This window comes from Sebaldella sp. S0638, assembly GCF_024158605.1.
In the GTDB taxonomy this organism is placed as follows: domain Bacteria; phylum Fusobacteriota; class Fusobacteriia; order Fusobacteriales; family Leptotrichiaceae; genus Sebaldella.
Map to the genome: position 1 here is coordinate 1 of NZ_JAMZGM010000038.1, position 22,364 is coordinate 22,364.

The window sequence follows — 22,364 nt, forward strand, 5'->3', positions numbered from 1 at the left end:
TTCATAATAAAGTCCTCCTGTTTTTAGTTTATCATAAAAAGATTTTTTTATTTACAGACTTTTTATCACAGGCTCGATAATAGATAAAATTAGGCTATTTAAGCCCTGTTGAGTATGAAGAAAAAATTTCATATCTTAACTCTGTGTAAACTTTTTTGGGGAATTCCAATAAGCCCCTTTAGTATCCAAAAGAAAAGCAGTACCGCCCCACAAAAGGCACGGTACTGCTGTATACTTCTTATTCCTTATCCTCATCTATATCATCATTTATGCCAGTATTGCTCTCCTGAACAACAACATTTCTTTTCTCTTTTTCTTCCATCTCATCCAGCTTTTTTCCCAGAAAACTAGGCAACTGGAGTCCTGCCATATTAAACATTTCATTTAAAGGAGGAACAGACTGATACATTCCTGATATAAAGTTCGCTGTGGATGTCTTATTATCACCGTCAGAGCCTCCGTTATCCCATACGATAACTTTATCCAGCTTAATATTTTTAATAGCTTCAGACTGATATTTTACAAGCTCAGGGAGTTTATCTGCAATAAGAAGCAGAGCAGCCTTCTGTGCATCATTTTCACTTGCTGTAATAAGTTTTGCGAATCCTTCTGCCTGATTTTTGATATAATCACCGATACCACGTGCTTCGGCATCCATCTTATAGTAAATTCCGTCAGCTTCCCCTTTGGCTTTTCTTCTTATTCTTTCTGCATCAGCTTCTGCATCAATTTCTACTTTCTGCTTATTTATTTCAGCAGGAATTACAATATCAGCTGTTTGTTCTGCCTTTACCTTTTCTGCTCTTACCACTTCAGTTATCTGTTCTGCACGGTAAGCTTCCTCAAGAGCCTTTGCAGCCTGTACCTTCTCAGCAGAAATAGCTCTTTTTATAGCTTCGGCTTCTTTTTCACGACGTATTGCATCTGATTCGGCAACACTAATTTTAGCTTCATTCTCCCCCTGAATAGCTGCTGCATTTGCCTGTGAAATTTTTATACGTTTTTCTTTTTCCGCTTCAGCTTTACCAATTTCTCCGTCTCTTTCTTTCTCAGCAACCAGCTTTTTAGCTTCGTTAATTGCATGAGCAGCAGCTTCCTGCCCGAGAGCTTCAATATATCCCGACTCATCTTTAATATCAGTAACGTTAATCAAACGAAGCCCGATCTTTTTCAGTTCAGTTTCTACATTTTGTGCTATAGCCACAAGGAACTTATCCCTGTCTGCATTTAATTCTTCTATATTCATTGTAGCAACTACAAGTCTAAGCTGTCCGAGAATTATTTCTTTTGCTAAGCTTTCTATATTTTCTTTCTTCAAACCAAAAAGCCTTTCAGCTGCATTTCTCATAATTTCAGGTTCTGTAGAAATGGCTACTGTGAAGCTGGAAGGAACATCTACTCTGATATTTTGTTTACTCAAAGCTTTTTTTAAATCTACTTCAATAGAAATCGGAGTAAGATTCAAGTAACCGAAGCTTTGGATAACAGGCCATACCAATGCACCTCCTCCGTGTATACATTTTGCAGATTCACCTGTTCTTCCGACACCTTGTCCATAGATGACAAGAATTTTATCAGAAGGACACCTTCTGTATCTTGTAAGAAAGAATAATAATGCAATAAATAATATTGCTGATACTGAAATAATAATTCCTAAAACCGGATCTAAAAACATATTCATACCCCTATCTTAATTTATTTTTTTTACAACTAATACTGAATTATCAAGAATATCACAGACTTCTATCATGCTGTCAGTCTTTATTTCTTCGTCAGAGACTGCATCCAGTTCTCTGAGAGTACCGTCAAAGTTTATATGAATCTTTCCTGTTCCGCTTCTTTGGGCAGGAATGGTCAGATATACTTTTGCTGTTTTTCCCATTGCACTTTTTATTTCCATAGTATTATCCTGCTTTAATTTCTTTAATTCAAAAAAAATTTTTGCCACAAGATACATTGTGATAGTACCTGCTATTAACCCTGCAATAATACTAACAGCAGAATTTATTCCGCCCTGTCTGCAGGCTAAAGTTGTCCACGATAAAATAGAGAAAAATGAAATAAGACTTTTAAAAGTAAAAATTGAAAATTGGGCTGTTCCATCAAAATCACTGTCAGTCCCATCAAAGTCCGTATCAGTATCAGCATCAAATTCAGGGCTTTCAGCTCCCATTCCAATAAGTGTCAGTATAACCTGAATTATTAAAATAACAGTAGAAAATATACCAGTATAAAAGAGTAAATTTATCATTGTTTACACCCCCGTTCTGAGAATTTATTTTTTTTATAGTTACTATTTATGATAAAATGTAGGATCATTATCATGAAATTTCATATTTTCCGATATTTTATGAAATTGTATAAATTTCTTCTGAATAAACAAAATATTAATTTTTCGGGAAATTAATTGTAATTATAAGCTTAAAATAAATGTTTGTCAAACTAAAAAGAAAATACATATATCAGACTTATGGAAAAAATATAAAAACTATATTTTACTTAATAGATGATATTTGATAATATAAATGTATAATAAAAGATAAAGGAGATAAGATATGGAATTATTAGTATTATCAGTCATATTACTGGTTGTCATTATAGAACTCATAGGACTCAGCATTAATAAAGAAGCACTTTTTAATTTCTATAATACGTTTCCATCGTGTGAAGATCGTTCTGATAATTTTGCATATGGAGCCGGTAATAATAAACTATAATACTAACGGTGAATGTCCTTTATGTATTAGGGCAATAGTAGTCTTGTAGATTATGTTTTATAAATATTTATTTTAATTATAGAGATTAGGAAGTGATTCTAAGTATTTTTTAGAATCATTTTTTTTTACAAAATTTATTGAGAGGTGAAGATAATGAGAAGTGATAATTTGAAAAAAGGGGATAGAAGAGCACCGCACAGATCGCTGCTTAAAGGACTGGGGTTTATAAACGAGGAAATGGACAAGCCTATTATAGGTATTGCCAATTCATTTAATGAAATAATACCGGGACATGTACATCTTCAGACTCTTGTACAGTCTGTAAAAGACGGTATAAGAATGGCAGGAGGAGTTCCTATGGAATTTAATACAATAGGAATTTGTGACGGACTGGCAATGAATCACATAGGAATGAAGTATTCGCTGGTAACAAGACAGATAGTAGCTGACTCAATTGAAGCTACAGCAATGGCAACACCTTTTGACGCAATGGTTTTTATACCAAACTGTGATAAAGTAGTGCCGGGAATGCTTATGGCAGCTGCAAGACTGAATATACCAAGTATATTTATAAGTGGGGGAGCAATGCTTGCAGGTGTTTATAAAGGAAAAAAAATAGGACTCAGTAATGTTTTTGAATATGTGGGACAGTTTGAATCAGGAAAAATGTCTGCAAAAGAGCTGAATATGGTAGAAGATATGGCGTGTCCTACATGTGGATCATGTTCGGGAATGTACACGGCAAACACAATGAACTGCCTGACTGAAGCTTTGGGAATGGGACTTCCGGGAAATGGAACTGTACCGGCAGTATTCTCTGAAAGACTGAGACTGGCTAAAAAAGCAGGAATGCAGATACTCGAAATACTGAAAGCAGATCTGAAACCAAGAGATATAATGACAAAAGAAGCTTTTATAAATGCAGTGGCTGTGGATATGGCACTGGGAGGGTCTACAAATACAGCACTCCATCTGCCGGCAGTGGCACATGATGCAGGAGTAAAGCTCACTATAGATGATTTTAATGAAATAGCTGCAAGAGTACCTCAGCTTTGTAAATTATCACCTTCTGGAGAATACTTTATAGAAGATTTATACAGAGCCGGAGGAGTGACAGGTGTAATGAGAAGACTGTTTGAAAACGGGGAACTCGACGGAAGTCAGAAAACAGTTACTTTGAAAACACAGGAAGAGCTTTGTAAGGAAGCATATATAAATGATGAAGATGTAATAAAACCATGGGATAAGCCGGCGTATGCAAGCGGAGGACTGGCAGTGCTGAAAGGAAATCTGGCAGAACAGGGATCGGTGGTAAAGGCTGGAGCAGTGGCAGACGAAATGCAGGTGCATTCAGGACCGGCAAAAGTGTATGATTCTGAAGAAGACGCCGTGGACGCAATTCTCGGAGGAAAAGTAAAGAGCGGGGACGTAGTGGTAATAAGATATGAAGGGCCTAAAGGCGGACCGGGAATGAGAGAGATGCTTACTCCGACGTCTGTAATAGCAGGTATGGGTCTTGATAAAGAAGTGGCGCTTCTTACTGACGGAAGATTTTCCGGGGCAACAAGAGGAGCTTCAATAGGTCATGTGTGTCCTGAGGCAGCTTCCGGGGGAACTATAGCAATAGTAGAAGACGGCGATATTATAGAAATAGATATACCAAACAGAACTCTGAATGTAAAATTGAGCGATGAGGAAATTGCAGTAAGAAAGGCAAATCTAAAACCATATAAGCCGGAAGTAAGCGGATATTTGAAAAAATATGCAATGCATGTAGGATCAGCAGTTAACGGAGCAATAGAAGAATATTAAAACCAGAAATAAAATTTTAAATTTTGTGGAAAAGTGGAAAAGTTATTAAAAATAATTTTTGAAATAAAAAGACAGATATTTTCAAAGGAGAAAAAATGCTAACATTATGCGACTTTGTGGAAGCCAAGGAAAGACTATCAAATGTACTGGTAAAAACTAAACTTATATATAGTTCTACATTTTCAAAAGAATTCGGGAATACAGTTTATATAAAACCGGAAAACCTTCAGAGAACCGGCTCATTTAAAATCAGGGGAGCATATAATAAAATATTTATGCTCTCTGAAGATGAAAAAAAGAAAGGCCTTATAGCTTCATCAGCAGGGAATCATGCTCAGGGAGTGGCATTTGCCGCACAAAAGCTGGGCGTCAAAGCAACAATAGTTATGCCGAAACACACACCTCTCATAAAAGTCGAGGCAACTGCAAGATTTGGCGCTGAAGTAGTTTTACATGGTGAAGTTTATGATGAAGCATACAAGAAGGCAAAAGAACTTCAGGAGGAAAAAGGGTATATTTTTGTACATCCTTTTGATGATGAAGCTGTGATTGCCGGTCAGGGTACAATAGCGCTGGAGATTTTGAAGGAACTTCCTGATGTAGATATAATAATGGTTCCTCTTGGAGGGGGCGGACTAATATCCGGGATAGCAGCAGCGGCAAAACAAAAGAATCCTGATATAAAAATAATAGGTGTAGAACCTGAAGGGGCAGCCAGTGCCATAAAATCACTAAGTGAAGGTAAGGTAACAGAACTTTCCGAGTCATATACAATAGCAGACGGAGCAGCGGTAAAAAGAATCGGTGATACTACCTTTGAATATATAAAACAATATGTTGATGAGATAATAACAGTTTCTGATTATGAACTTATGGAATCATTTCTGATACTGGTGGAAAAGCATAAGCTTATAGCTGAAAATGCCGGAATTTTATCACTGGCAGGGCTGAGAAAGATAAAAGAAAAGGATAAGAAGATAGTTTCTGTATTAAGCGGCGGAAATATCGACGTTTTGACAATATCTTCAATGATAAGCAAGGGACTTATTTCAAGAGGGAGAATATTTAGTTTTTCCGTTCAGCTTCCCGACAAACCGGGACAGCTTCAAATGGTATCAGATATATTGACAAAATTAAATGCCAATGTAATCAAACTGGATCATAACCAGTTTAAAAATCTTGACAGATTCCATGAAGTGGAGCTTCAGGTAACTGTGGAAACCAACGGAGAAGAACATATACAGAAAATAATAAAAGAATTTAAAAATTTTGGCTATGAAATTCTGAGAATAAATATATAATATAAATAAGGAGATAAATCAGAACTTTGGTGTTATATTTCGTACATGATTAAGACGGATAAGACATAACACCGGTTAGAACCAAAAAGAGATGAATATTCAGGAGTTAACAGTAGTTAAGACAGATATACAGCAGAATTTCGGTAAAAATAGTATATAAATCAGTACAATTGTCAATGCCTGAGGATTTATCCCGGCAAAACGGACTCCTTTGCGATACCGGCATAAAACAGTCAGCGGTCAAATGACAGGAAAATCGGGAGTGATTCAAATGAAAAAATATGAAATTTTAATAATAGCGAAGAATACTGACGGAATAATAGCCAGAATAATGTCGCTTTTTAACAGAAGAGGATATCATGCCCTGAAAATGACAGCAGGGGTTACCAATAAAATAGGTTACACAAGGCTTACTCTTACAATAGAGGGCGATGATAAAATACTGGATCAGATACAAAAACAAGTGTATAAAATAACTGATGTAGTAAAAGTAAAGATATTCCCTAAAGACGGTGTTATCAGAAGGGAACTCATGCTTTTGAAAGTAAAGGCGAATATAGAAACAAGGGCTCAGATAGTCCAGATAGCAGAAATATACAGAGGTGAAGTAGTAGACGTTTCTCCTGATTCGGTAACAATGGAACTTACCGGGGACAGTCAGAAATTAGGCGGATTCGTGGATATAATGGAAAGTTACGGTGTACTGGAAATAGCAAGAACCGGGGTTTTGGCAATGAGCAGAGGAGAGAAGCTGTAAATGAAAATAAAAAATATTCCGGAAAATATAAAATCTGTAATAAACAAAGGGTGATAAAAGATGGAAGATAAGATGATAAGCGGGGCCAGAATAATACTGGAGTGCCTCAGCAGACTAGGAGTAAAAAATATATTCGGATATCCCGGCGGAAGCGTGATTCCTATTTATGATGAATTATACAGTTTTAAGGATCTTCATCACTATTTTTCAAGACATGAACAGGGAGCAGCGCATGAAGCTGACGGATATGCAAGGGTTTCCGGCGAAGTAGGTGTATGTCTTGCCACTTCAGGGCCGGGTGCTACCAATCTCGTAACAGGGATAATGACTGCACATATGGATTCGATACCTCTTCTTGCCATTACAGGGCAGGTAGTAAGCAATCTTTTGGGAAAAGATGCATTTCAGGAAAGTGATATTGTAGGAATAACAGTGCCGATCACAAAGAATAATTATCTGGTTCAGAATATAAAGGATCTGCCGCATATGATGAAAGAAGCTCATTATATAGCACGAACCGGAAGACCGGGGCCTGTACTTATAGATGTGCCGAAAGATATACAGCTGGCAAAAATTCCTTATGCGGAATTTGAAAAGCTTTATAATCAGGAAATAGAACTGGAAGGATACGAGCCTACATATCACGGGCATCCTATGCAGATAAAAAAGGCTGTAAAAGAGATACAAAATGCGAAAAAACCTTTAATTATAGCAGGAGCAGGAATACTAAGAGCCGGGGCAAGCGACGAGCTTAAGGAACTGGCGGAAAAGATGGATATACCTGTGACTATGACTCTTTTAGGTCTCGGGGCTTTTCCTTCAAGCCATGAATTATCACTGGGAATGTTGGGGATGCACGGAACAGTTTATGCGAACTATGCCACAGCAGAAGCAGATTTGATAATAGCGGCGGGAATCAGATTCGATGACAGAATTACAGGAAACCCTGATAAATTTTGTAAAAATGCAAAAATAATACATATTGATATAGATCCTGCGGAAATTGGAAAGAATAAAAAGCCTGACATACCAATAGTAGGAGATTTGAAAAATATACTAACAGAAATAAATGAAAAATTAAAAGATAAAGATAATAAAGAATGGCATGCAAAAATAAAGGAGTGGAAAGAAGAGTATCCTTTGATCTACAAAAAACAAGATGAATCAAAATTATGCCCTCAGGAAGTTCTGGAAAAAATAAACAGCATAGTAAAAGGAGAGGCAATAATAGTAACAGACGTGGGACAGCATCAAATGTGGGCAGCCCAGTATCTTGACTATGAGAAGCCGAATACAATATGTACTTCGGGAGGAGCAGGAACAATGGGATTCGGACTGCCGGCGGCAATCGGTGCACAGGTAGCCAAACCAAAAGAAAAAGTAATAGCAATAGTAGGCGACGGCGGAATACAAATGAACATTCAGGAACTGATGGTGGCAAAACAGTATAATCTTCCTGTAAAAATAATAATCTTGAATAATTCTTATCTGGGAATGGTAAGACAATGGCAGGAAATGTTCAATGAAAAAAGGTATTCATTTGTAGACCTTACGCATAATCCGGATTTTGTAAAGCTGGGTGAAGCTTATGGAATAAAATCTGTAGAGCTTTCAAAACCCGAAGATCTCTCGCAGATGGAAGAACTTCTGAATTCAGACGGGCCTGTACTGATAAACTGCATAGTTGAGAAAGAAGAAAATGTTTTTCCAATGATCCCCTCAGGAACAAGTGTTGACCAGATGGTAGGGAAAAAGGGGGAGATTTAGATGACAAAAAGACATGAAATTTTGATAATAGCCAAAAATAAAAACGGTATAGTATCAAGAATAATGTCGCTTTTCAACAGAAGAGGCTACCAGGTTCAGAAAATGACAGCGGGAGTTACAAACAAAGAAGGATACGCAAGACTGACCCTTACTGTGGAAGGTGATGACAAAACACTTGACCAGATACAGAAACAGGTATATAAAATAATAGATGTGGTAAAGGTAAAGGTGTTTCCCGAAGAGGGAGTTATCAGAAGGGAGCTTATGCTTCTGAAAGTAAAGGCAAATCATGAAACAAGAGCACAGATAGTACAGATAGCAGAGATTTACAGGGGAAAAGTGCTGGATGTTTCACCAACATCGCTTACAATAGAGTTAACAGGTGATGTACAAAAATTAAGAGGATTTATAGATATTCTGGATAACTACGGCATACTTGAAATAGCCAAAACAGGAGTTCTTGCTATGAGCCGTGGAGAAAAAATGTAATAATACCAACAAAGGAGGAGTAGTTAATGACTAGAAAAATAAAGATATTTGATACTACATTGAGAGACGGGGAACAGACACCCAGAGTAAACCTGAATTCACAGGAGAAATTGAGAATAGCAAAACAGCTGGAATCATTAGGAGTAGATATAATAGAAGCGGGGTTTGCCATTTCGTCTCCCGGAGATTTCGATGCTGTGAGCTTAATATCTGAACATGTAAAAAATTCTACAGTAGCCAGTTTGGCAAGAGCTGTGACAAAGGATATAGAAACAGCTGCAAAGGCACTGGAAAAGGCAAATAAGAAGAGAATACATATTTTTCTTGCTACTTCACCGCTGCACAGGGAATTTAAACTGAAAATGAGCAAAGAAGAGATACTTGATAAGATTTATGAAGCAGTAAAGTATGGAAAAACATTAATGGATGATATACAGTTTTCAGCAGAAGACGCTATGAGAACAGAGCCTGAGTATCTGGTAGAGGCATATAACGCGGCTATAGCGGCAGGAGCAACAACAATAAATGTTCCGGATACAGTGGGATACAGAACTCCTACGGAAATCTTTGAGAGAATAACATATTTAAGAAAAAATGTAAAAGGGATAGATGCAGTGGACATTTCTACACACTGTCACAATGATCTGGGGCTTGCAGTGGCGAATTCAATAGCAGCTGTAGAAGCAGGGGCTACACAGGTAGAGTGTACTATAAACGGTCTTGGGGAAAGAGCCGGAAATACTTCACTTGAAGAAGTGGTAATGATTCTTGCTACAAGAAAAGACAGATATGAAAATCTTGTAACAGGAATAGATACAAAACAAATCTATCCTACAAGTAAGATGGTCAGCCTTCTTACAGGAATAGCCACACAGCCTAACAAAGCAATTGTGGGAGCTAATGCATTTTCTCATGAGTCTGGAATCCACCAGCACGGAGTACTTGCTAATCCGGAAACTTATGAAATAATAACTCCGGAGAGTGTAGGAAGGGATACAAACAGCCTTGTACTCGGGAAATTATCAGGAAAACATGCTTTTATCGATAAAATGGAAAAACTTGGATTTTCTCTTGAAAATGAAAAAATTGATGAATTATTCGCAGAGTTTAAAAAGCTTGCAGATAAGAAAAAATACATTCTTGATGAAGATATCATATCGCTTGTAACTGGAGATGCAGGTAAATTCGAAGGAAGAGTAAAGCTGAAAAGTTTCGAGATCACAAGAAAAGAAGGAAAGCCGAAAGCAGAGGTTACGATTACTATAGATAATAATGAACAAACAATGACAGCTATAGGAGACGGGCCGGTGGATGCGGCATATCATGCAATAAATAACATGCTTGGCAACAGCTATGATGTGGCAGAATACAAGCTGGATTCAATAACCGGCGATACTGATGCACAGGCTCAGGTAGTAGTGATAATAGAGAAAAACGGTGAAAGACATATGGGTAGAGGGCAGAGTACAGATATAGTGGAAGCTAGTATTGTAGCGTATATTAATGCCGTAAACCGGCTCTATAAAGGAGAAAAAAATGATTAAGGTTGAAATCTTTGATACAACTTTAAGAGATGGTGCACAGGCACGGGGAATATCATTTTCAGTAAAGGATAAAATAGCTGTAACTCAGGCTTTTGATGAGTTTGGCATAGATTATATAGAAGCGGGGAATCCCGGTTCCAATCCTAAGGATCTTGAGTTCTTTGAACTTATAAAATCCGTGGAGCTGAAACATTCTAAGCTTGTAGCCTTCGGGAGTACAAGAAGAAAGGATGTAGTTCCGGAAGAGGATCAGAATCTTATTTCACTGCTTCAGGCAGGAACAGAATATGTTTCTATATTTGGAAAAAGCTGGGATTTTCATGTTACTGATATTATAAAAACAACACTTGAAAATAATCTGAAAATGATAAAAGACACGCTGTTATTTCTAAAATCAAAAGGAAAAAAGATTATCTTTGATGCCGAGCATTTTTTTGACGGGTACAAAAGTAATCCCGAATACGCAATAAAGGCTCTGGAAGCAGCCAAAGAAGGCGGAGCAGAGGTACTTACCCTTTGTGATACCAATGGAGGATGCTTTCCCGAAGAGATTTTGGAAATAACAAAAATAGTAAAAGAAAAACTCGGAGATATAAAAATAGGAATTCATGCACATAATGACATGGGGTTTGGAGTGGCAAATTCTGCAGCAGCAGTAGAAGCAGGAGCTTTGCAGGTGCAGGGAACATTTCTCGGATACGGGGAGCGATGCGGTAATGCTAATTTATCTACAATAATAGCCAATTTACAGCTGAAAAAAGATTATGAACTTGTTCCACGTGAAAAGTTAAATCTTCTTACAAGTACAGCAAGGACAATAGCAGAAATTTCGAATATAACAATAGAAGATTCTATGCCTTATATCGGGAAAAACGCTTTTGCACATAAAGGCGGAATGCATATAGACGGTGTTTCCAAAGCTTCACATTCTTTTGAGCATATAAATCCTGAGTTAGTAGGAAATGAAAGAGAATTTCTTCTCTCAGAAGTATCAGGAAGGTCTACTATTCTTGAAGAAATCAGAAGAGTGGATAAAGATATTCAGAGAGATTCAGAAGCGACAATGGGAATTATAGAAAGGCTCAAGGAGCTGGAATATCAGGGATATCAGTTTGAAGGGGCGAAGGCTACATTTGAACTTGTTATAAGAAAGTATCTCGGAAAGTATAAACCATTTTTTGATCTGGTATATTTTGATGTAAAAGGTAACTATATCGGGAAAAAATATTACTCTACAGCTGTGGTAAAAGTAAAGGTAAAGGATCAGATAGAGCTTACTGTTGCCGAAGGTGACGGGCCTGTAAATGCACTTGATCAGGCACTTAGAATAGCGCTTGAGAGATTTTATCCCGAGCTGAAAGAGATGCATCTGATTGACTATAAGGTAAGAGTGCTGAAAGGCGAGGAAAATGCAACGGCTTCCAAGGTAAGGGTTCTTATAGAGTCGGCTGATGCCAAGAGTTCTTGGACAACTATAGGTGTTTCTACTGATATAATAGAAGCCAGCTGGATTGCTCTTGTAGATTCTATAGAATACAAGCTTATACAGGAAACACTGAAAAGGCTTGTGGATTTTGGATAAAAATTACGGAAAGGCAGAATTCTTATGCTTCGAAAAATAATGAAAATAATATTGCCTTTGTTTCTGGGAGGTTTGGCGGTACTTATCATCTGTTACTTTTATTCCCGTTATGAGTTTGAAAATATAAAGGTAAAGGAAATAGAACTGGCTTCAGAGGATATACCTGAGAGTTTTGACGGAATGAGAATAATGTATGTGGCAGATTTTCAGTTTGACGCAAGAAACAGTTTTAATAAAAAAGCTCTTAATAATGCAATTAATGTCATGAATAATACTGACAAAGATGTAATTCTGCTGGGCGGCGATTATACAAACTGGGAAGGAAAGGTTGTTCCGTTTTTTGAGGAATTTAAAAAAGTAAAGAAACCTGAATACGGGATTTATTCAGTAACAGGAAACCATGATTATTCCAATCATTTACTGGTTTTGGAAAAGCTAAGGGAAACCGGCATAAAAAATCTTGATAACAAAAAAGCAGAGATTAAAAAAGGAAATCAGAAAATCATAATAGCAGGAGTAGAAGACCTGTGGTTCGGTGAACCGGATGCAAAAGCAGTGCTTAAAAATACAGATAAAAAGGATTTTGTAATATTCCTTTCGCATAATCCTGACTATTTTGAAGAAATCGGCAATAATGAAAAAGAAAAAATGGATATAACACTTTCAGGTCATATTCATGCGGGACAGGCAACTTTTTTCGGACTGTTTTCCCCGTTCACCGGTTCTGTAACAAGATACGGCGAGAAATACAGATATGGCATGAAAAACTTTGATAATCATAAAATATACATAACTTCGGGGCTTGGAGGAAGTGCTTTCGGGCAGTATCTGAGATTTTTCGCACAGCCTGAAGTAGTAATAGTGAAATTAAAAAAAATATAATAAAAACAGTAAATATGAAACTCAAATATGATATACTAAATATATAAGCGGAAAATTATTATAAGTAATTTAAAGATAAAGAGGAGGAACCATTAGTGGGAATGACAATTGTAGAAAAGATTTTAGCCAAAAAATCCGGAAAGGATGAGGTCAAACCCGGAGATAATATCTGGGTAAATGTAGATGTCTTAATGACACATGATGTAACAGGACCGGGAAGTATGGCGATTTTTAAGAAGAATTTTGGTGAAAATGCAAAGGTTTGGAACAATGAAAAAATAGTACTGGTACCAGATCATTATATTTTTACTAAAAACGAACATGCTATGAGAAATATAGAGTATGTAAACCAGTTTGCGGTAGAACAGGAATTAAAATATTTTTATCCGCCGTTTACTAATAAATACAAAGGAGTATGCCATACTGCACTTGCACAGGAAGGGCATACAAGACCGGGAGAGGTTCTTTTCGGAACAGATTCACATACTTGTACAGCAGGAGCCTTTGGAGAATTTGCCACAGGGATAGGAAATACCGATGCGGCTTTTATCCTTGGAACAGGAAAACTTTGGGTAAAAGTACCTGAAACTATGAGATTTACATTTGAAGGGAAATTTCCTGAATATGTAATGGGAAAAGATGTAGTATTGAAAGTAATCGGAGATATTGGTTTTGATGGTGCTACATATAAATGTATGCAGTTTGACGGGGACGCTATTCACGGATTTAATATGGAAGAAAGAATGACTATCTGTAATATGGCAATAGAAGCAGGCGGAAAGTGCGGAATTATAGAGCCTGATGAAATAACTGTGGAATATGTTACGGAAAAAACTGATAAGCCGTTTGAGTTGATTTATTCAGATAAAGATGCTGATTATTCAGTAGAGTATAAATATAATGCAAATGAAATGGAGCCTGTAGTGGCTAAGCCTTTTAATCCGGGGAATACAGATCTTGCTAAAAATCTTGGAGATGTAAAACTGGACAGAGCATATATAGGTTCTTGTACAGGAGGAAAAACTACAGATTTCGTAGCAGCTGCAAGAATACTAAAAGGAAGAAAAGTAGCTATAGAAACATTTATAGTGCCGTCTACTGTAAAAGTAGAGGAAGCTCTTTCAAAAATAATGATAGACGGGGAAACTTGTATGGAAATATTTGAAAAAGCAGGATGTAAAATCGGACCGCCTTCATGTGCAGCATGTCTAGGAGGGCCTATAGATACTTTTGGAAGAACACATGCAGATGAAGTGGTAATTTCTACTACAAACAGAAACTTCCCTGGAAGAATGGGATCTATGGATTCACAGGTTTATCTGGCATCACCTTATACTGCGGCAGCTTCAGCAGTAACAGGACATATTACTGACCCAAGAGAATTTTTGGGATGGGATTAATGAGAGTAAAAGTAAATAACAAGCATGAATCAGAAGGGACTTTTCCTTTGTTTAAGGCTGAAACCAATGTTTTGATAAAAGATAAGTGTGATGGATTTTTTGCATGGTACAGCTGTGAGATAGAAGGATACGGTACTTATATACATGAAGATTACTTTGAAAACGGGAAACTCGTGACAGATTATAATCCTACTGAACTGGATGCAGAACCCGGAGATGTCCTCGAAGTACTGCTTATAAAGAATAACTGGCTGTACTGTAAGACAGAAGATGAAATTTTCGGCTGGATTCTCGGTGATAATGTAAAAACAATTTAACAAATTTTTATTTTAGAAGAGTTCAGTTTGTTTTATACAGAATAAAATATATATTATGAACCGCTGAAAATAATGATCTGAATTCTAATGACGAACATAGGAAAAAGTAGTATACTATAAATGGACAAAAGTAAAAAAAGATATGTGGGTTTGAAGAGATAATTTTGGAATATTTATTACTTTAAAGATAATATGATGTTTGTAACATATTTATATAAATAAAATATTATGAAGGAAGTGATGATTATGAAAAAGGTAATCTTAACACTGTTTATATGTTTGTCGGCAATATTTTATGCAGCATGTAATGTAGAACCAACAGATTATTTTAAGAATGCATTCGGTGAAGACACAGCGAATTCTATGTTTTTTGTCGAATTAAGACAGTACAATGAAAAGAATATTATGTTCATTAAAGAAGGGAAATTATATATCAGGGGGAAAGAATTCACTGGTATAGATCCTACGAAATTTAATTCTTTGGATTACGGCTATTACACAATTGATAATACTGTCTACTTTCTGGATAAGAAATTAATGAACTACAGCGGTAAAATTGAAAGTTTGAGAACTTATGAAGTGCATAATACTAAAATAGATAATAAAAATCCTGACTGCAAAGGCGAAGACATAGGAACAAATGATTTTTATTTGAAAATACTAAACGGAAGAGTGCTTTATAAAAACGGAAACTCATTAGGTAAATAAATAATAAAATCTCTCTGAGTTTATCGTAATGATGGGAGCTCTCCCGGATTTATGATAAACAAAGAGAGAAAAATAGAAAATTTGAAAAATTATATAAAATATGGAACGGAGGAAGAAATGGAGAAAGTAATAAAGGGAAAAGTATACGTATTAGGTGATAATATTGATACAGACCAGATTATTCCGGCAATGCATCTGGTATATAAAATTGATGATCCCGAAGAAGTAAAACTATATGGGAAATATGCCATGTCAGGTCTGCCAGCTGATATAGCCGGTGATAAACCGTTTATAAAAGATGGTGAATATACTTCGGAATATGTAGTAATGGTGGCTGGAAAGAACTTTGGATGCGGGTCGTCAAGAGAACATGCACCTCTTGCTTTGGAAAAAGCAGGAATAAAAGCAGTAGTAGCTGAAGACTATGCAAGAATTTTTTACAGAAACTCTGTTGACGGAGGATTTTTGATTCCGTTTGAAACAGCGAATTCTATAAAAGAAAGCTTTGCTACAAATGATGAAGTAGAAATAGATGTGGAAAAAGGAACAATAGCGAATATTACAAAAGGACAGACTTTCGAGCTTAGAAGTCTAGGGGATGTAAAAGACATCATTGAAGCCGGCGGTTTATTTAACTATGCTAAAGATAATAAAAATATTTAACTATAATAATCAGGAAAGGAGAAAAAATGGACTTTAAAATAGCTGTTTTAAAAGGTGACGGAATTGGTCCGGAAATAGTGAATGAGGCGATAAAAGTCTTGGATAAAATAGGAGAAAAGTTTGGACATAAGTTTAATTATGAACAGGGATATCTGGGAGGGGAATCAATTGATAAATTTGGTAAGCCGTTAACAGATGAAACAGTAGAATTATGTAAAAACAGTGATGCTGTGCTTTTAGGTGCAGTAGGAGGGCCTAAATGGGACGTTATCGATCCGGCTATAAGACCGGAAAAAGGTCTTTTGGGAATAAGAAAAGCTCTTGAGCTTTATACTAATCTGAGACCGGCTATTTTATACAATGCATTAAAGGATGCAAGCCCGTTAAAACCTGAAATAATCGGAGACGGTCTGGATATGATGGTAATAAGAGAACTTACAGGAGGACTTTACTTCGGTAAGAAAGAGCTTACAAAGGATTATGCATACGACACTATGTATTACACAAGAGGCGAAATAGAAAGAATAGTAAAAAAAGGTTTTGAAATAGCAAGACTTAGATCAAAAAAACTGACAAGCGTGGAAAAAGCAAATGTATTAGACAGTTCAAAATTATGGAAAGAAGTAGCAATAGAAATGGGGAAAGATTATCCTGATGTGGAACTAATCCATATGTATGCTGATAATGCAGCGATGCAGTTAGTTATAAATCCGAGACAGTTTGATACTATAGTTACAGAAAATACTTTTGGAGATATATTGTCCGATGAGGCAAGTATGCTGACTGGATCTATAGGAATGCTGCCTTCTGCAAGTCTGGGAGACGGAAAAGTGGGATTATATGAGCCTATACATGGATCAGCTCCAGATATAGCCGGAAAAGGAATTGCCAATCCTATAGCAACAATATTGTCAGTGGCAATGATGCTGAGATATTCGTTTAACTTAACAGAAGAAGCTGATACAATAGAGAAAGCCGTAGAAACAGTTTTGAATGAGGGATACAGAACAGGAGACATATACAGCGAAGGAACTAAAAAAGTAGGAACAGTGGAAATGGGAGAGTTAATAAAAGAAAGATTATAAGAAAGAAGGCGTAAATATGGATCTGAGATTCGCAGACAGAATGAACAATGCACAGAAGTCATTCATAAGAGAGATCCTGAAAGTAGTAGGAAATCCCGAAATAATTTCATTTGCCGGGGGTCTTCCCAATCCTATTTCATTTCCTGTGAAAAAAGTGCAGGAAGCAACAGATAAGATATTAGAAGAAGACGGGGAAAATGTTCTTCAGTATAGTACCACAGAAGGGTATCTTCCGCTGAGAGAATATATATCGGAACGATATTTAAAAAATTCCGGGGTAGTGGTACCTCCTGATGAAATACTTATTACAAACGGATCACAGCAGGGACTGGATCTTATAGGAAAAGTATTTCTCAATAAAGGTGATGTTATGCTGATGGAAGAACCGGGTTATCTCGGGGCGATACAGGCATTTTCAATGTTTGAACCTGAGTTTAAAACAGTTCCCATAAGACATGACGGTGTAGATACTGAAAAATTGAAGGAAAGCATAAAAAAATATAATCCTAAATTATTTTATGCAGTGCCGAATTTTCATAATCCTTCTGGTATTACATATTCAGAGGAAAACAGAAAACAGGTATCTGATATTATGAAGGATTCCAGTACGATATTTATAGAGGATGATCCTTACGGAGAACTGAGATTTATAGGGAATAAAGTTCCTTCAATGAAGAAATATATGAATGATAATGTTATTTTACTGGGTTCTTTCTCGAAGATAGTTTCTCCGGGAATGAGACTGGGATGGATACATGCCGCTCCCGAAATTATGGACAAGCTGATAATTGCCAAACAGGGAGCAGATCTTCACAGCAACTACTTTTCACAAAGAGTTGTTTATGAGTATCTGAAAGAAAATAATATAGAAATACACATAGAAAAAATCACAAATCTCTATAAAAAACAAAGAGACTGTATGGTTAATTCAATAGAAAAGTACTTCCCGAAAGAAGTAGAGGTTACAAAGCCGGAAGGCGGAATGTTCATATGGGTAACACTTCCTGAAAATTATTCTTCAATGGATTTGTTCAATATAGCAATAGAGAAAAAAGTAGCCTTTGTTCCGGGAGACCCCTTTTATGTGGGTGTGGAGGGAGTAAATGCTTTCAGGCTGAATTATACAAACAGTACCGAAGAGAAAATAGAAGAAGGTATAAAAATACTGGCAGAAAGTATAAAAGAGCTTTTGTCGGAATAAAATTAACAAACACAGGATAGTCTGAAATCAGGATATCCGCAATTAAATATATGGAGGTAAAAGTAATGTCAAAAGAAATTTTAGGGAAAACGGTTTATTATGATGAAGATTGTAATTTAGACCTGTTAAAGGGGAAAAAGATTACAGTAGTAGGTTATGGTTCACAGGGGCATGCCCACTCTTTAAACCTTAAAGACAGCGGAATGGACGTGACAATAGGACTTAGAAAAGAGTCAAAGTCATGGGCTGATGCTGAAAAAGCAGGATTTGTAGTAAAGGAAACTGCTGATGCTGTAAAAGATGCTGATGTAGTTATGATTCTTACTCCTGATGAATCACAGGCAGATACTTACGATAAAGAAATAGCACCTTATTTAAAAGACGGAGCTTATCTAGGTTTTGGACACGGATTTAATATTCATTATAAAAAACTGGTTCCTAAAGATACTGTAAATGTTTTCATGGTAGCACCAAAAGGACCGGGACATTTAGTAAGAAGAACATTTAAAGAGGGAAGCGGTGTACCTTGTCTTGTTGCTGTATATCAGGATCCAAGCGGGAACACAAGAGACTTGGCTTTAGCATGGGCTTCAGGTGTAGGCGGAGGAAGATCAGGAATTATCGAAACTTCATTTAAACAAGAAACTGAAACTGATTTATTTGGTGAACAAGCAGTGTTATGCGGAGGAGTTACTGAATTAATCAAAACAGGATTTGAAGTTCTTGTAGAGGCAGGATATGACCCTATAAACGCATATTTCGAATGTCTGCATGAGATGAAACTGATCGTAGACTTATTATATGAAGGCGGATTCGGAAAAATGAGACACTCGATTTCTAATACAGCTGAATTCGGAGATTATCTGATTGGTCCGAAAATAATAACAGATGATACAAAGAAAGTAATGAGAGAAGTTCTTACTGCTATTCAGTCAGGTAAATTTGCTGATACTTTCGTAGATGACTATAAAGCAGGAGCACCTTTCTTAAAGCAAAAAAGAGAAGAAGCTGCTGAGCATCCTATTGAAAAAGTAGGAGCAGAACTAAGAACTCTTATGTCTTGGATAGATAATAAAGAAGAAGTAGAAGTAACTGTAAATATAAAAGGAATTTTGGAACAGCAGAAAGAAAAAGTTACAAAGTAATAAATTATATAGAGGCCGTGTCTTAGGATGCGGCTTTTTTAATAGACTTAAATCAGTTGAATATGTGAAAGAGTATAATAGCTTGTCCCATATAAAGTGGACTATTGTGTTTACTAGTAAGTATAGATGAAAAATAATATATAATTAATTGGTATTGAGTGAAATACCATAATATGACATACAATTGTCATATTAAATATGATATAAAATATATATTACGAATAAGAAAGGCAAATTTATGATAGAAAATTTTAAATCAAAGAAAATAACTGGGGTAAAAATAAGAACTAATAATAATCGTGTTGATGAAATTGTCTCTTTATGGAAAAAAGTACCGAATTTAGGGTTAAGTGGGAATATTTATGCTATATATTATAACTATGAAAGCGATTATAATGGAAATTATGACTTTTTAATTGGCTCTAGTAATAATGATTTAAGTGATTATGTAAATATAGAAGAAGGAAAATATTCGGTATGGCAGGCAGAAAATAGTACTCCAGAAGCTGTTGGAGCAATATGGCATAAAATTTGGAACATGAAACTAGACAGAAAGTATGGAACAGATTTTGAAATATACTCACAAGATGGAAGCGTAAAAATCTATATTGGAATTAAATAAACGAAGTATGGCAAAAACCTATACCTTTTTTTACAGTGTAAAAGAGGTATATTTTTATGTAAAAAAGTCCTGATTCAGCATTTACATTACACTTCCCCCAATAAATAATGAGAAACCAAAAATATCAATTTAGTAAATTAATTAATAAATATAGGTGTAAATTAGATAAAAATAAGTGTATGAAAAATTGACAATTAACTAACAGCATAGTAGAATGTATCGAATAAAGCCGATAGTTATAACCAAATATAATCATCGATTTTTTTTAATAAAAGGAAATTGGATAATAGTTATAAAAGTAGACACGTAAAAGAAGTTAAGAGTTAAAAGAGATTAAAACATATATATTTAGAATTGATGCTGATGCGCCTGAATTGTAGAAAGTTGTAAAAATTGAATTAGATAATTTGAAAATAAAATTTCCTGATTATAATTTTGAAGCAAAATTTGGAGGTAAAAAATAATGTCTGTTGGATTATATAAATATAATGGTGATATTAATGATAGGGATTCAGAAGAGATCATAAGTGAACCAATTTCATCTCAAAGATTTTATAATGAGTATTGGGAAAAAGCCATTAAAGAATTAAATGTAAAATATATACAAGATGGAGCGGAATTTGATAAATCAAAATTGATTATTGTTATGAAAGAACTTAAATTATTAAAAGATTGGGCTTTAAAAAAATTAGAGGGGGAAAATTTAGAATATATGTCTAATAGGATCAGGAAATTACAAGAAATAATTCCAATTGCTTTACAAAATGATGATGATATTTTATATATTTTTTGAAAAAGAAGAATCTTCCTATGCCTTTATAAAAACAAAGAAATAACTCTTGGTAAATTAAAAATTTTTTAATTTAATCCAGACAACTATCGATTAGAAATTCCTTCATCAAATCGAAGTCATAAATATTAATAAAGGAGATTAACTATGAAAATTTTAAATGAGTTTGACTCTGTTCGTGATGGAACTTATTCAGAATTTAAATCTTTTTATTCTGGAGATATTAATGCAATGAACAAATATGTTAATTTAAACTTACTAAGTCTTACAATGGTGAATGATAAAAACGAAGAAGAAAAATTAAAAATAATAAATTTCTTAATTTCAGAAGGAATTGATATTAACTTTCAAGATTGTAAGTTTAAAAGAAATGCACTTCATTGGTTTTATTTTAGTAACTTTCGTCCTTCAGTAAAATATATGTTAGAAGTTACGAAAATATTAATAAATAATGGTATAAATGTAAATGAATTAGATAAATATGGAGCAACTCCGTTTAAATATGCTATAACAACTAATAAACTTCCTACAGTTAAATTAAAACAGGTTTATGAATATTTATTAAAAAGTGGAGTAGATTATAACATGAAAGACAGTTTTGGGAAAACATGTATTGATTATATGAAGGAATTATCATGGAGAAATGATGCTTTAAAAATCGTAAAGGAGTTTGAAGATGGAAATAAAAAATGAAAGTTATGATGGTTTTATTGTTTCTTAAATTGTCAAATAAAGTACAACACTTTTTCATAAATTAAGAATTAACAAATATAATTGAAATAATTCCAGTGGTGCATTGTAGTTTAGACATTTAATCCAAGATTTTGTCTGCACCCCCGCCGGCTTTTTTAATGTATATTTAGTAGATTAAAACTTCACTATAATTTTATATACAAATTTATGGCGCTAAATCGCATAAATGATAGAGGGCTTCCCTTTATAAATTACTTAATGATTGTTTTTGGTTTTTTGATATGATAAAATAAAATTATCGTAAAATTTTTTTACTGATAAATATATTTGAAAATATTGAAAAATAAAGTTTAATGGAGGGAGAAGGTTGATGAAAGATAAACTAACCTGGTTCGAGAATGTGGAGGAAAGAGTTCATCCATGGGAAGGATTAGGTATAAAATGGCTTACGGCTGCTATAAGCGTGACTAATGTACAAAGAGCAGTTGATTTTTATACTGGAATAATGGGTATGATAGCTATATCGGAATTAGAAGATGATAATAAGGACTTATTATTTGCAAGAATCAGATATAGAGGTGTTAACTTTGTTATAAATAAGGAAGGTTTCGATTCTGCACCTTTGTCGCCTGAATCCAGCGGACAAGTGCCGCCTTTCATTTTCTATCTGTATGTAGATAATGTAAAGGAATTAGCAGAAAAAATGCTGAAAAACGGAGCTGTATCACAGATAGAAATTTCAGAAACTCCTTGGGGCGACTTAAGAGCACGATTAAGAGATCCTTTTGGATATGTCTGGGATATCGCACAAAAAATATAATAATTAAGCTTATTTTGTTATTTACAAGATAAGCTTTTTTTAATTTCTTAGATATTTTCTTTGAATTTT

At 35.1% G+C, this 22,364-nt stretch carries 22 protein-coding genes and 1 pseudogene; 21 read left to right on the forward strand and 2 right to left on the reverse strand.

What is annotated here, in order from left to right; all coding sequences use genetic code 11:
- Positions 1-238 precede the first annotated feature (238 nt).
- On the reverse strand, positions 239-1,675 hold the full coding sequence (locus tag NK213_RS11220; RefSeq protein ID WP_253349164.1) for a flotillin family protein: 1,437 nt from the start codon (positions 1,673-1,675) through the stop codon (positions 239-241).
- A gap of 15 nt (positions 1,676-1,690) precedes the next feature.
- Positions 1,691-2,251 carry a hypothetical protein gene (locus tag NK213_RS11225; RefSeq protein WP_253349166.1) on the reverse strand — a complete coding sequence of 187 codons (561 nt, stop codon included), beginning with the start codon at positions 2,249-2,251 and terminating at the stop codon, positions 1,691-1,693.
- Between the two features lie 304 nt (positions 2,252-2,555).
- Between NK213_RS11225 and NK213_RS11230 the strand changes: the two genes are divergently transcribed.
- The 21 genes and pseudogenes from NK213_RS11230 to NK213_RS11325 all read left to right on the forward strand — a co-directional run bounded on the left by NK213_RS11230 (position 2,556) and on the right by NK213_RS11325 (position 22,295).
- Positions 2,556-2,717 carry a hypothetical protein gene (locus NK213_RS11230; RefSeq protein WP_253349168.1) on the forward strand — a complete coding sequence of 54 codons (162 nt, stop codon included), beginning with the start codon at positions 2,556-2,558 and terminating at the stop codon, positions 2,715-2,717.
- Positions 2,718-2,867: 150 nt separating this feature from the next.
- Entirely contained in the window at positions 2,868-4,529 is a 1,662-nt protein-coding gene (gene ilvD, locus NK213_RS11235) for a dihydroxy-acid dehydratase (RefSeq protein WP_253349227.1), read from the forward strand.
- A 95-nt stretch (positions 4,530-4,624) separates the two neighbouring features.
- Positions 4,625-5,830 carry a threonine ammonia-lyase gene (gene ilvA, locus NK213_RS11240; RefSeq protein ID WP_253349169.1) on the forward strand — a complete coding sequence of 402 codons (1,206 nt, stop codon included), beginning with the start codon at positions 4,625-4,627 and terminating at the stop codon, positions 5,828-5,830.
- A gap of 271 nt (positions 5,831-6,101) precedes the next feature.
- The gene (gene ilvN / locus NK213_RS11245) at positions 6,102-6,587 is read left to right on the forward strand and encodes an acetolactate synthase small subunit (RefSeq protein ID WP_253349172.1); all 486 of its coding nucleotides are present in this window, start codon (positions 6,102-6,104) and stop codon (positions 6,585-6,587) included.
- Positions 6,588-6,647: 60 nt separating this feature from the next.
- Entirely contained in the window at positions 6,648-8,354 is a 1,707-nt protein-coding gene (ilvB, locus tag NK213_RS11250) for a biosynthetic-type acetolactate synthase large subunit (RefSeq protein WP_253349173.1), read from the forward strand.
- Positions 8,355-8,843 (forward strand): acetolactate synthase small subunit, encoded by a 489-nt coding sequence (gene ilvN, locus NK213_RS11255; protein WP_253349174.1) that lies wholly within the window; start codon positions 8,355-8,357, stop codon positions 8,841-8,843.
- 26 nt (positions 8,844-8,869) lie between these two features.
- Entirely contained in the window at positions 8,870-10,387 is a 1,518-nt protein-coding gene (locus NK213_RS11260) for a 2-isopropylmalate synthase (protein WP_253349176.1), read from the forward strand.
- Positions 10,380-11,969, forward strand: a complete 1,590-nt coding sequence (cimA, locus tag NK213_RS11265; protein WP_253349178.1) for a citramalate synthase — start codon at positions 10,380-10,382, stop codon at positions 11,967-11,969. The genes NK213_RS11260 and cimA overlap by 8 nt, the downstream gene beginning before the upstream one ends.
- Before the next feature lie 24 nt (positions 11,970-11,993).
- On the forward strand, positions 11,994-12,851 hold the full coding sequence (locus tag NK213_RS11270) for a metallophosphoesterase (protein ID WP_253349180.1): 858 nt from the start codon (positions 11,994-11,996) through the stop codon (positions 12,849-12,851).
- Between the two features lie 101 nt (positions 12,852-12,952).
- Positions 12,953-14,251, forward strand: a complete 1,299-nt coding sequence (locus tag NK213_RS11275; RefSeq protein ID WP_253349229.1) for a 3-isopropylmalate dehydratase large subunit — start codon at positions 12,953-12,955, stop codon at positions 14,249-14,251.
- A complete protein-coding gene (locus NK213_RS11280) occupies positions 14,251-14,568 on the forward strand; it encodes a hypothetical protein (RefSeq protein WP_253349182.1) in 318 nt (105 codons plus the stop codon). The genes NK213_RS11275 and NK213_RS11280 overlap by 1 nt, the downstream gene beginning before the upstream one ends.
- A gap of 246 nt (positions 14,569-14,814) precedes the next feature.
- Complete coding sequence (locus tag NK213_RS11285) at positions 14,815-15,276, forward strand: hypothetical protein (RefSeq protein WP_253349184.1); 462 nt, start codon at positions 14,815-14,817, stop codon at positions 15,274-15,276.
- Positions 15,277-15,393: 117 nt separating this feature from the next.
- Positions 15,394-15,939 carry a 3-isopropylmalate dehydratase gene (locus tag NK213_RS11290; protein ID WP_253349186.1) on the forward strand — a complete coding sequence of 182 codons (546 nt, stop codon included), beginning with the start codon at positions 15,394-15,396 and terminating at the stop codon, positions 15,937-15,939.
- Between the two features lie 26 nt (positions 15,940-15,965).
- Entirely contained in the window at positions 15,966-17,024 is a 1,059-nt protein-coding gene (gene leuB / locus NK213_RS11295) for a 3-isopropylmalate dehydrogenase (protein WP_253349188.1), read from the forward strand.
- A 16-nt stretch (positions 17,025-17,040) separates the two neighbouring features.
- Positions 17,041-18,225: a PLP-dependent aminotransferase family protein gene (locus NK213_RS11300; protein ID WP_253349190.1), complete on the forward strand. Its 1,185-nt coding sequence runs from the start codon at positions 17,041-17,043 to the stop codon at positions 18,223-18,225.
- 65 nt (positions 18,226-18,290) lie between these two features.
- Positions 18,291-19,370 carry a ketol-acid reductoisomerase gene (gene ilvC / locus NK213_RS11305; protein WP_253349192.1) on the forward strand — a complete coding sequence of 360 codons (1,080 nt, stop codon included), beginning with the start codon at positions 18,291-18,293 and terminating at the stop codon, positions 19,368-19,370.
- Positions 19,371-19,608: 238 nt separating this feature from the next.
- Positions 19,609-19,992, forward strand: coding sequence for a GyrI-like domain-containing protein (locus tag NK213_RS11310; RefSeq protein ID WP_253349194.1), 384 nt, complete (start codon positions 19,609-19,611; stop codon positions 19,990-19,992).
- Between the two features lie 463 nt (positions 19,993-20,455).
- The gene (locus NK213_RS11315) at positions 20,456-20,785 is read left to right on the forward strand and encodes a hypothetical protein (RefSeq protein WP_253349196.1); all 330 of its coding nucleotides are present in this window, start codon (positions 20,456-20,458) and stop codon (positions 20,783-20,785) included.
- A gap of 72 nt (positions 20,786-20,857) precedes the next feature.
- Positions 20,858-20,914, forward strand: a pseudogene (locus NK213_RS20660) (GH-E family nuclease); the annotation flags it as partial.
- A gap of 15 nt (positions 20,915-20,929) precedes the next feature.
- Positions 20,930-21,475: an ankyrin repeat domain-containing protein gene (locus NK213_RS11320; RefSeq protein WP_253349198.1), complete on the forward strand. Its 546-nt coding sequence runs from the start codon at positions 20,930-20,932 to the stop codon at positions 21,473-21,475.
- 370 nt (positions 21,476-21,845) lie between these two features.
- On the forward strand, positions 21,846-22,295 hold the full coding sequence (locus NK213_RS11325; RefSeq protein ID WP_253349200.1) for a glyoxalase/bleomycin resistance/extradiol dioxygenase family protein: 450 nt from the start codon (positions 21,846-21,848) through the stop codon (positions 22,293-22,295).
- The last annotated feature ends 69 nt before the right edge of the window (positions 22,296-22,364 follow it).

Bases quoted from the DNA above. Each gene is read 5' to 3' on its own strand.
- NK213_RS11320 (WP_253349198.1), top strand. From the start codon at position 20,930: ATGAAAATTTTAAATGAGTTTGACTCTGTTCGTGATGGAACTTATTCA.
- NK213_RS11225 (WP_253349166.1), bottom strand. From the start codon at position 2,251: ATGATAAATTTACTCTTTTATACTGGTATATTTTCTACTGTTATTTTA.
- NK213_RS11230 (WP_253349168.1), top strand. From the start codon at position 2,556: ATGGAATTATTAGTATTATCAGTCATATTACTGGTTGTCATTATAGAA.
- NK213_RS11325 (WP_253349200.1), top strand. From the start codon at position 21,846: ATGAAAGATAAACTAACCTGGTTCGAGAATGTGGAGGAAAGAGTTCAT.
- NK213_RS11290 (WP_253349186.1), top strand. From the start codon at position 15,394: ATGGAGAAAGTAATAAAGGGAAAAGTATACGTATTAGGTGATAATATT.
- ilvC (WP_253349192.1), top strand. From the start codon at position 18,291: ATGTCAAAAGAAATTTTAGGGAAAACGGTTTATTATGATGAAGATTGT.
- ilvN (WP_253349174.1), top strand. From the start codon at position 8,355: ATGACAAAAAGACATGAAATTTTGATAATAGCCAAAAATAAAAACGGT.
- NK213_RS11270 (WP_253349180.1), top strand. From the start codon at position 11,994: ATGCTTCGAAAAATAATGAAAATAATATTGCCTTTGTTTCTGGGAGGT.
- NK213_RS11310 (WP_253349194.1), top strand. From the start codon at position 19,609: ATGATAGAAAATTTTAAATCAAAGAAAATAACTGGGGTAAAAATAAGA.
- NK213_RS11275 (WP_253349229.1), top strand. From the start codon at position 12,953: ATGACAATTGTAGAAAAGATTTTAGCCAAAAAATCCGGAAAGGATGAG.
- NK213_RS11260 (WP_253349176.1), top strand. From the start codon at position 8,870: ATGACTAGAAAAATAAAGATATTTGATACTACATTGAGAGACGGGGAA.
- leuB (WP_253349188.1), top strand. From the start codon at position 15,966: ATGGACTTTAAAATAGCTGTTTTAAAAGGTGACGGAATTGGTCCGGAA.
- NK213_RS11280 (WP_253349182.1), top strand. From the start codon at position 14,251: ATGAGAGTAAAAGTAAATAACAAGCATGAATCAGAAGGGACTTTTCCT.
- ilvN (WP_253349172.1), top strand. From the start codon at position 6,102: ATGAAAAAATATGAAATTTTAATAATAGCGAAGAATACTGACGGAATA.
- NK213_RS11285 (WP_253349184.1), top strand. From the start codon at position 14,815: ATGAAAAAGGTAATCTTAACACTGTTTATATGTTTGTCGGCAATATTT.
- NK213_RS11300 (WP_253349190.1), top strand. From the start codon at position 17,041: ATGGATCTGAGATTCGCAGACAGAATGAACAATGCACAGAAGTCATTC.
- ilvA (WP_253349169.1), top strand. From the start codon at position 4,625: ATGCTAACATTATGCGACTTTGTGGAAGCCAAGGAAAGACTATCAAAT.
- NK213_RS11315 (WP_253349196.1), top strand. From the start codon at position 20,456: ATGTCTGTTGGATTATATAAATATAATGGTGATATTAATGATAGGGAT.
- ilvB (WP_253349173.1), top strand. From the start codon at position 6,648: ATGGAAGATAAGATGATAAGCGGGGCCAGAATAATACTGGAGTGCCTC.
- cimA (WP_253349178.1), top strand. From the start codon at position 10,380: ATGATTAAGGTTGAAATCTTTGATACAACTTTAAGAGATGGTGCACAG.
- NK213_RS11220 (WP_253349164.1), bottom strand. From the start codon at position 1,675: ATGTTTTTAGATCCGGTTTTAGGAATTATTATTTCAGTATCAGCAATA.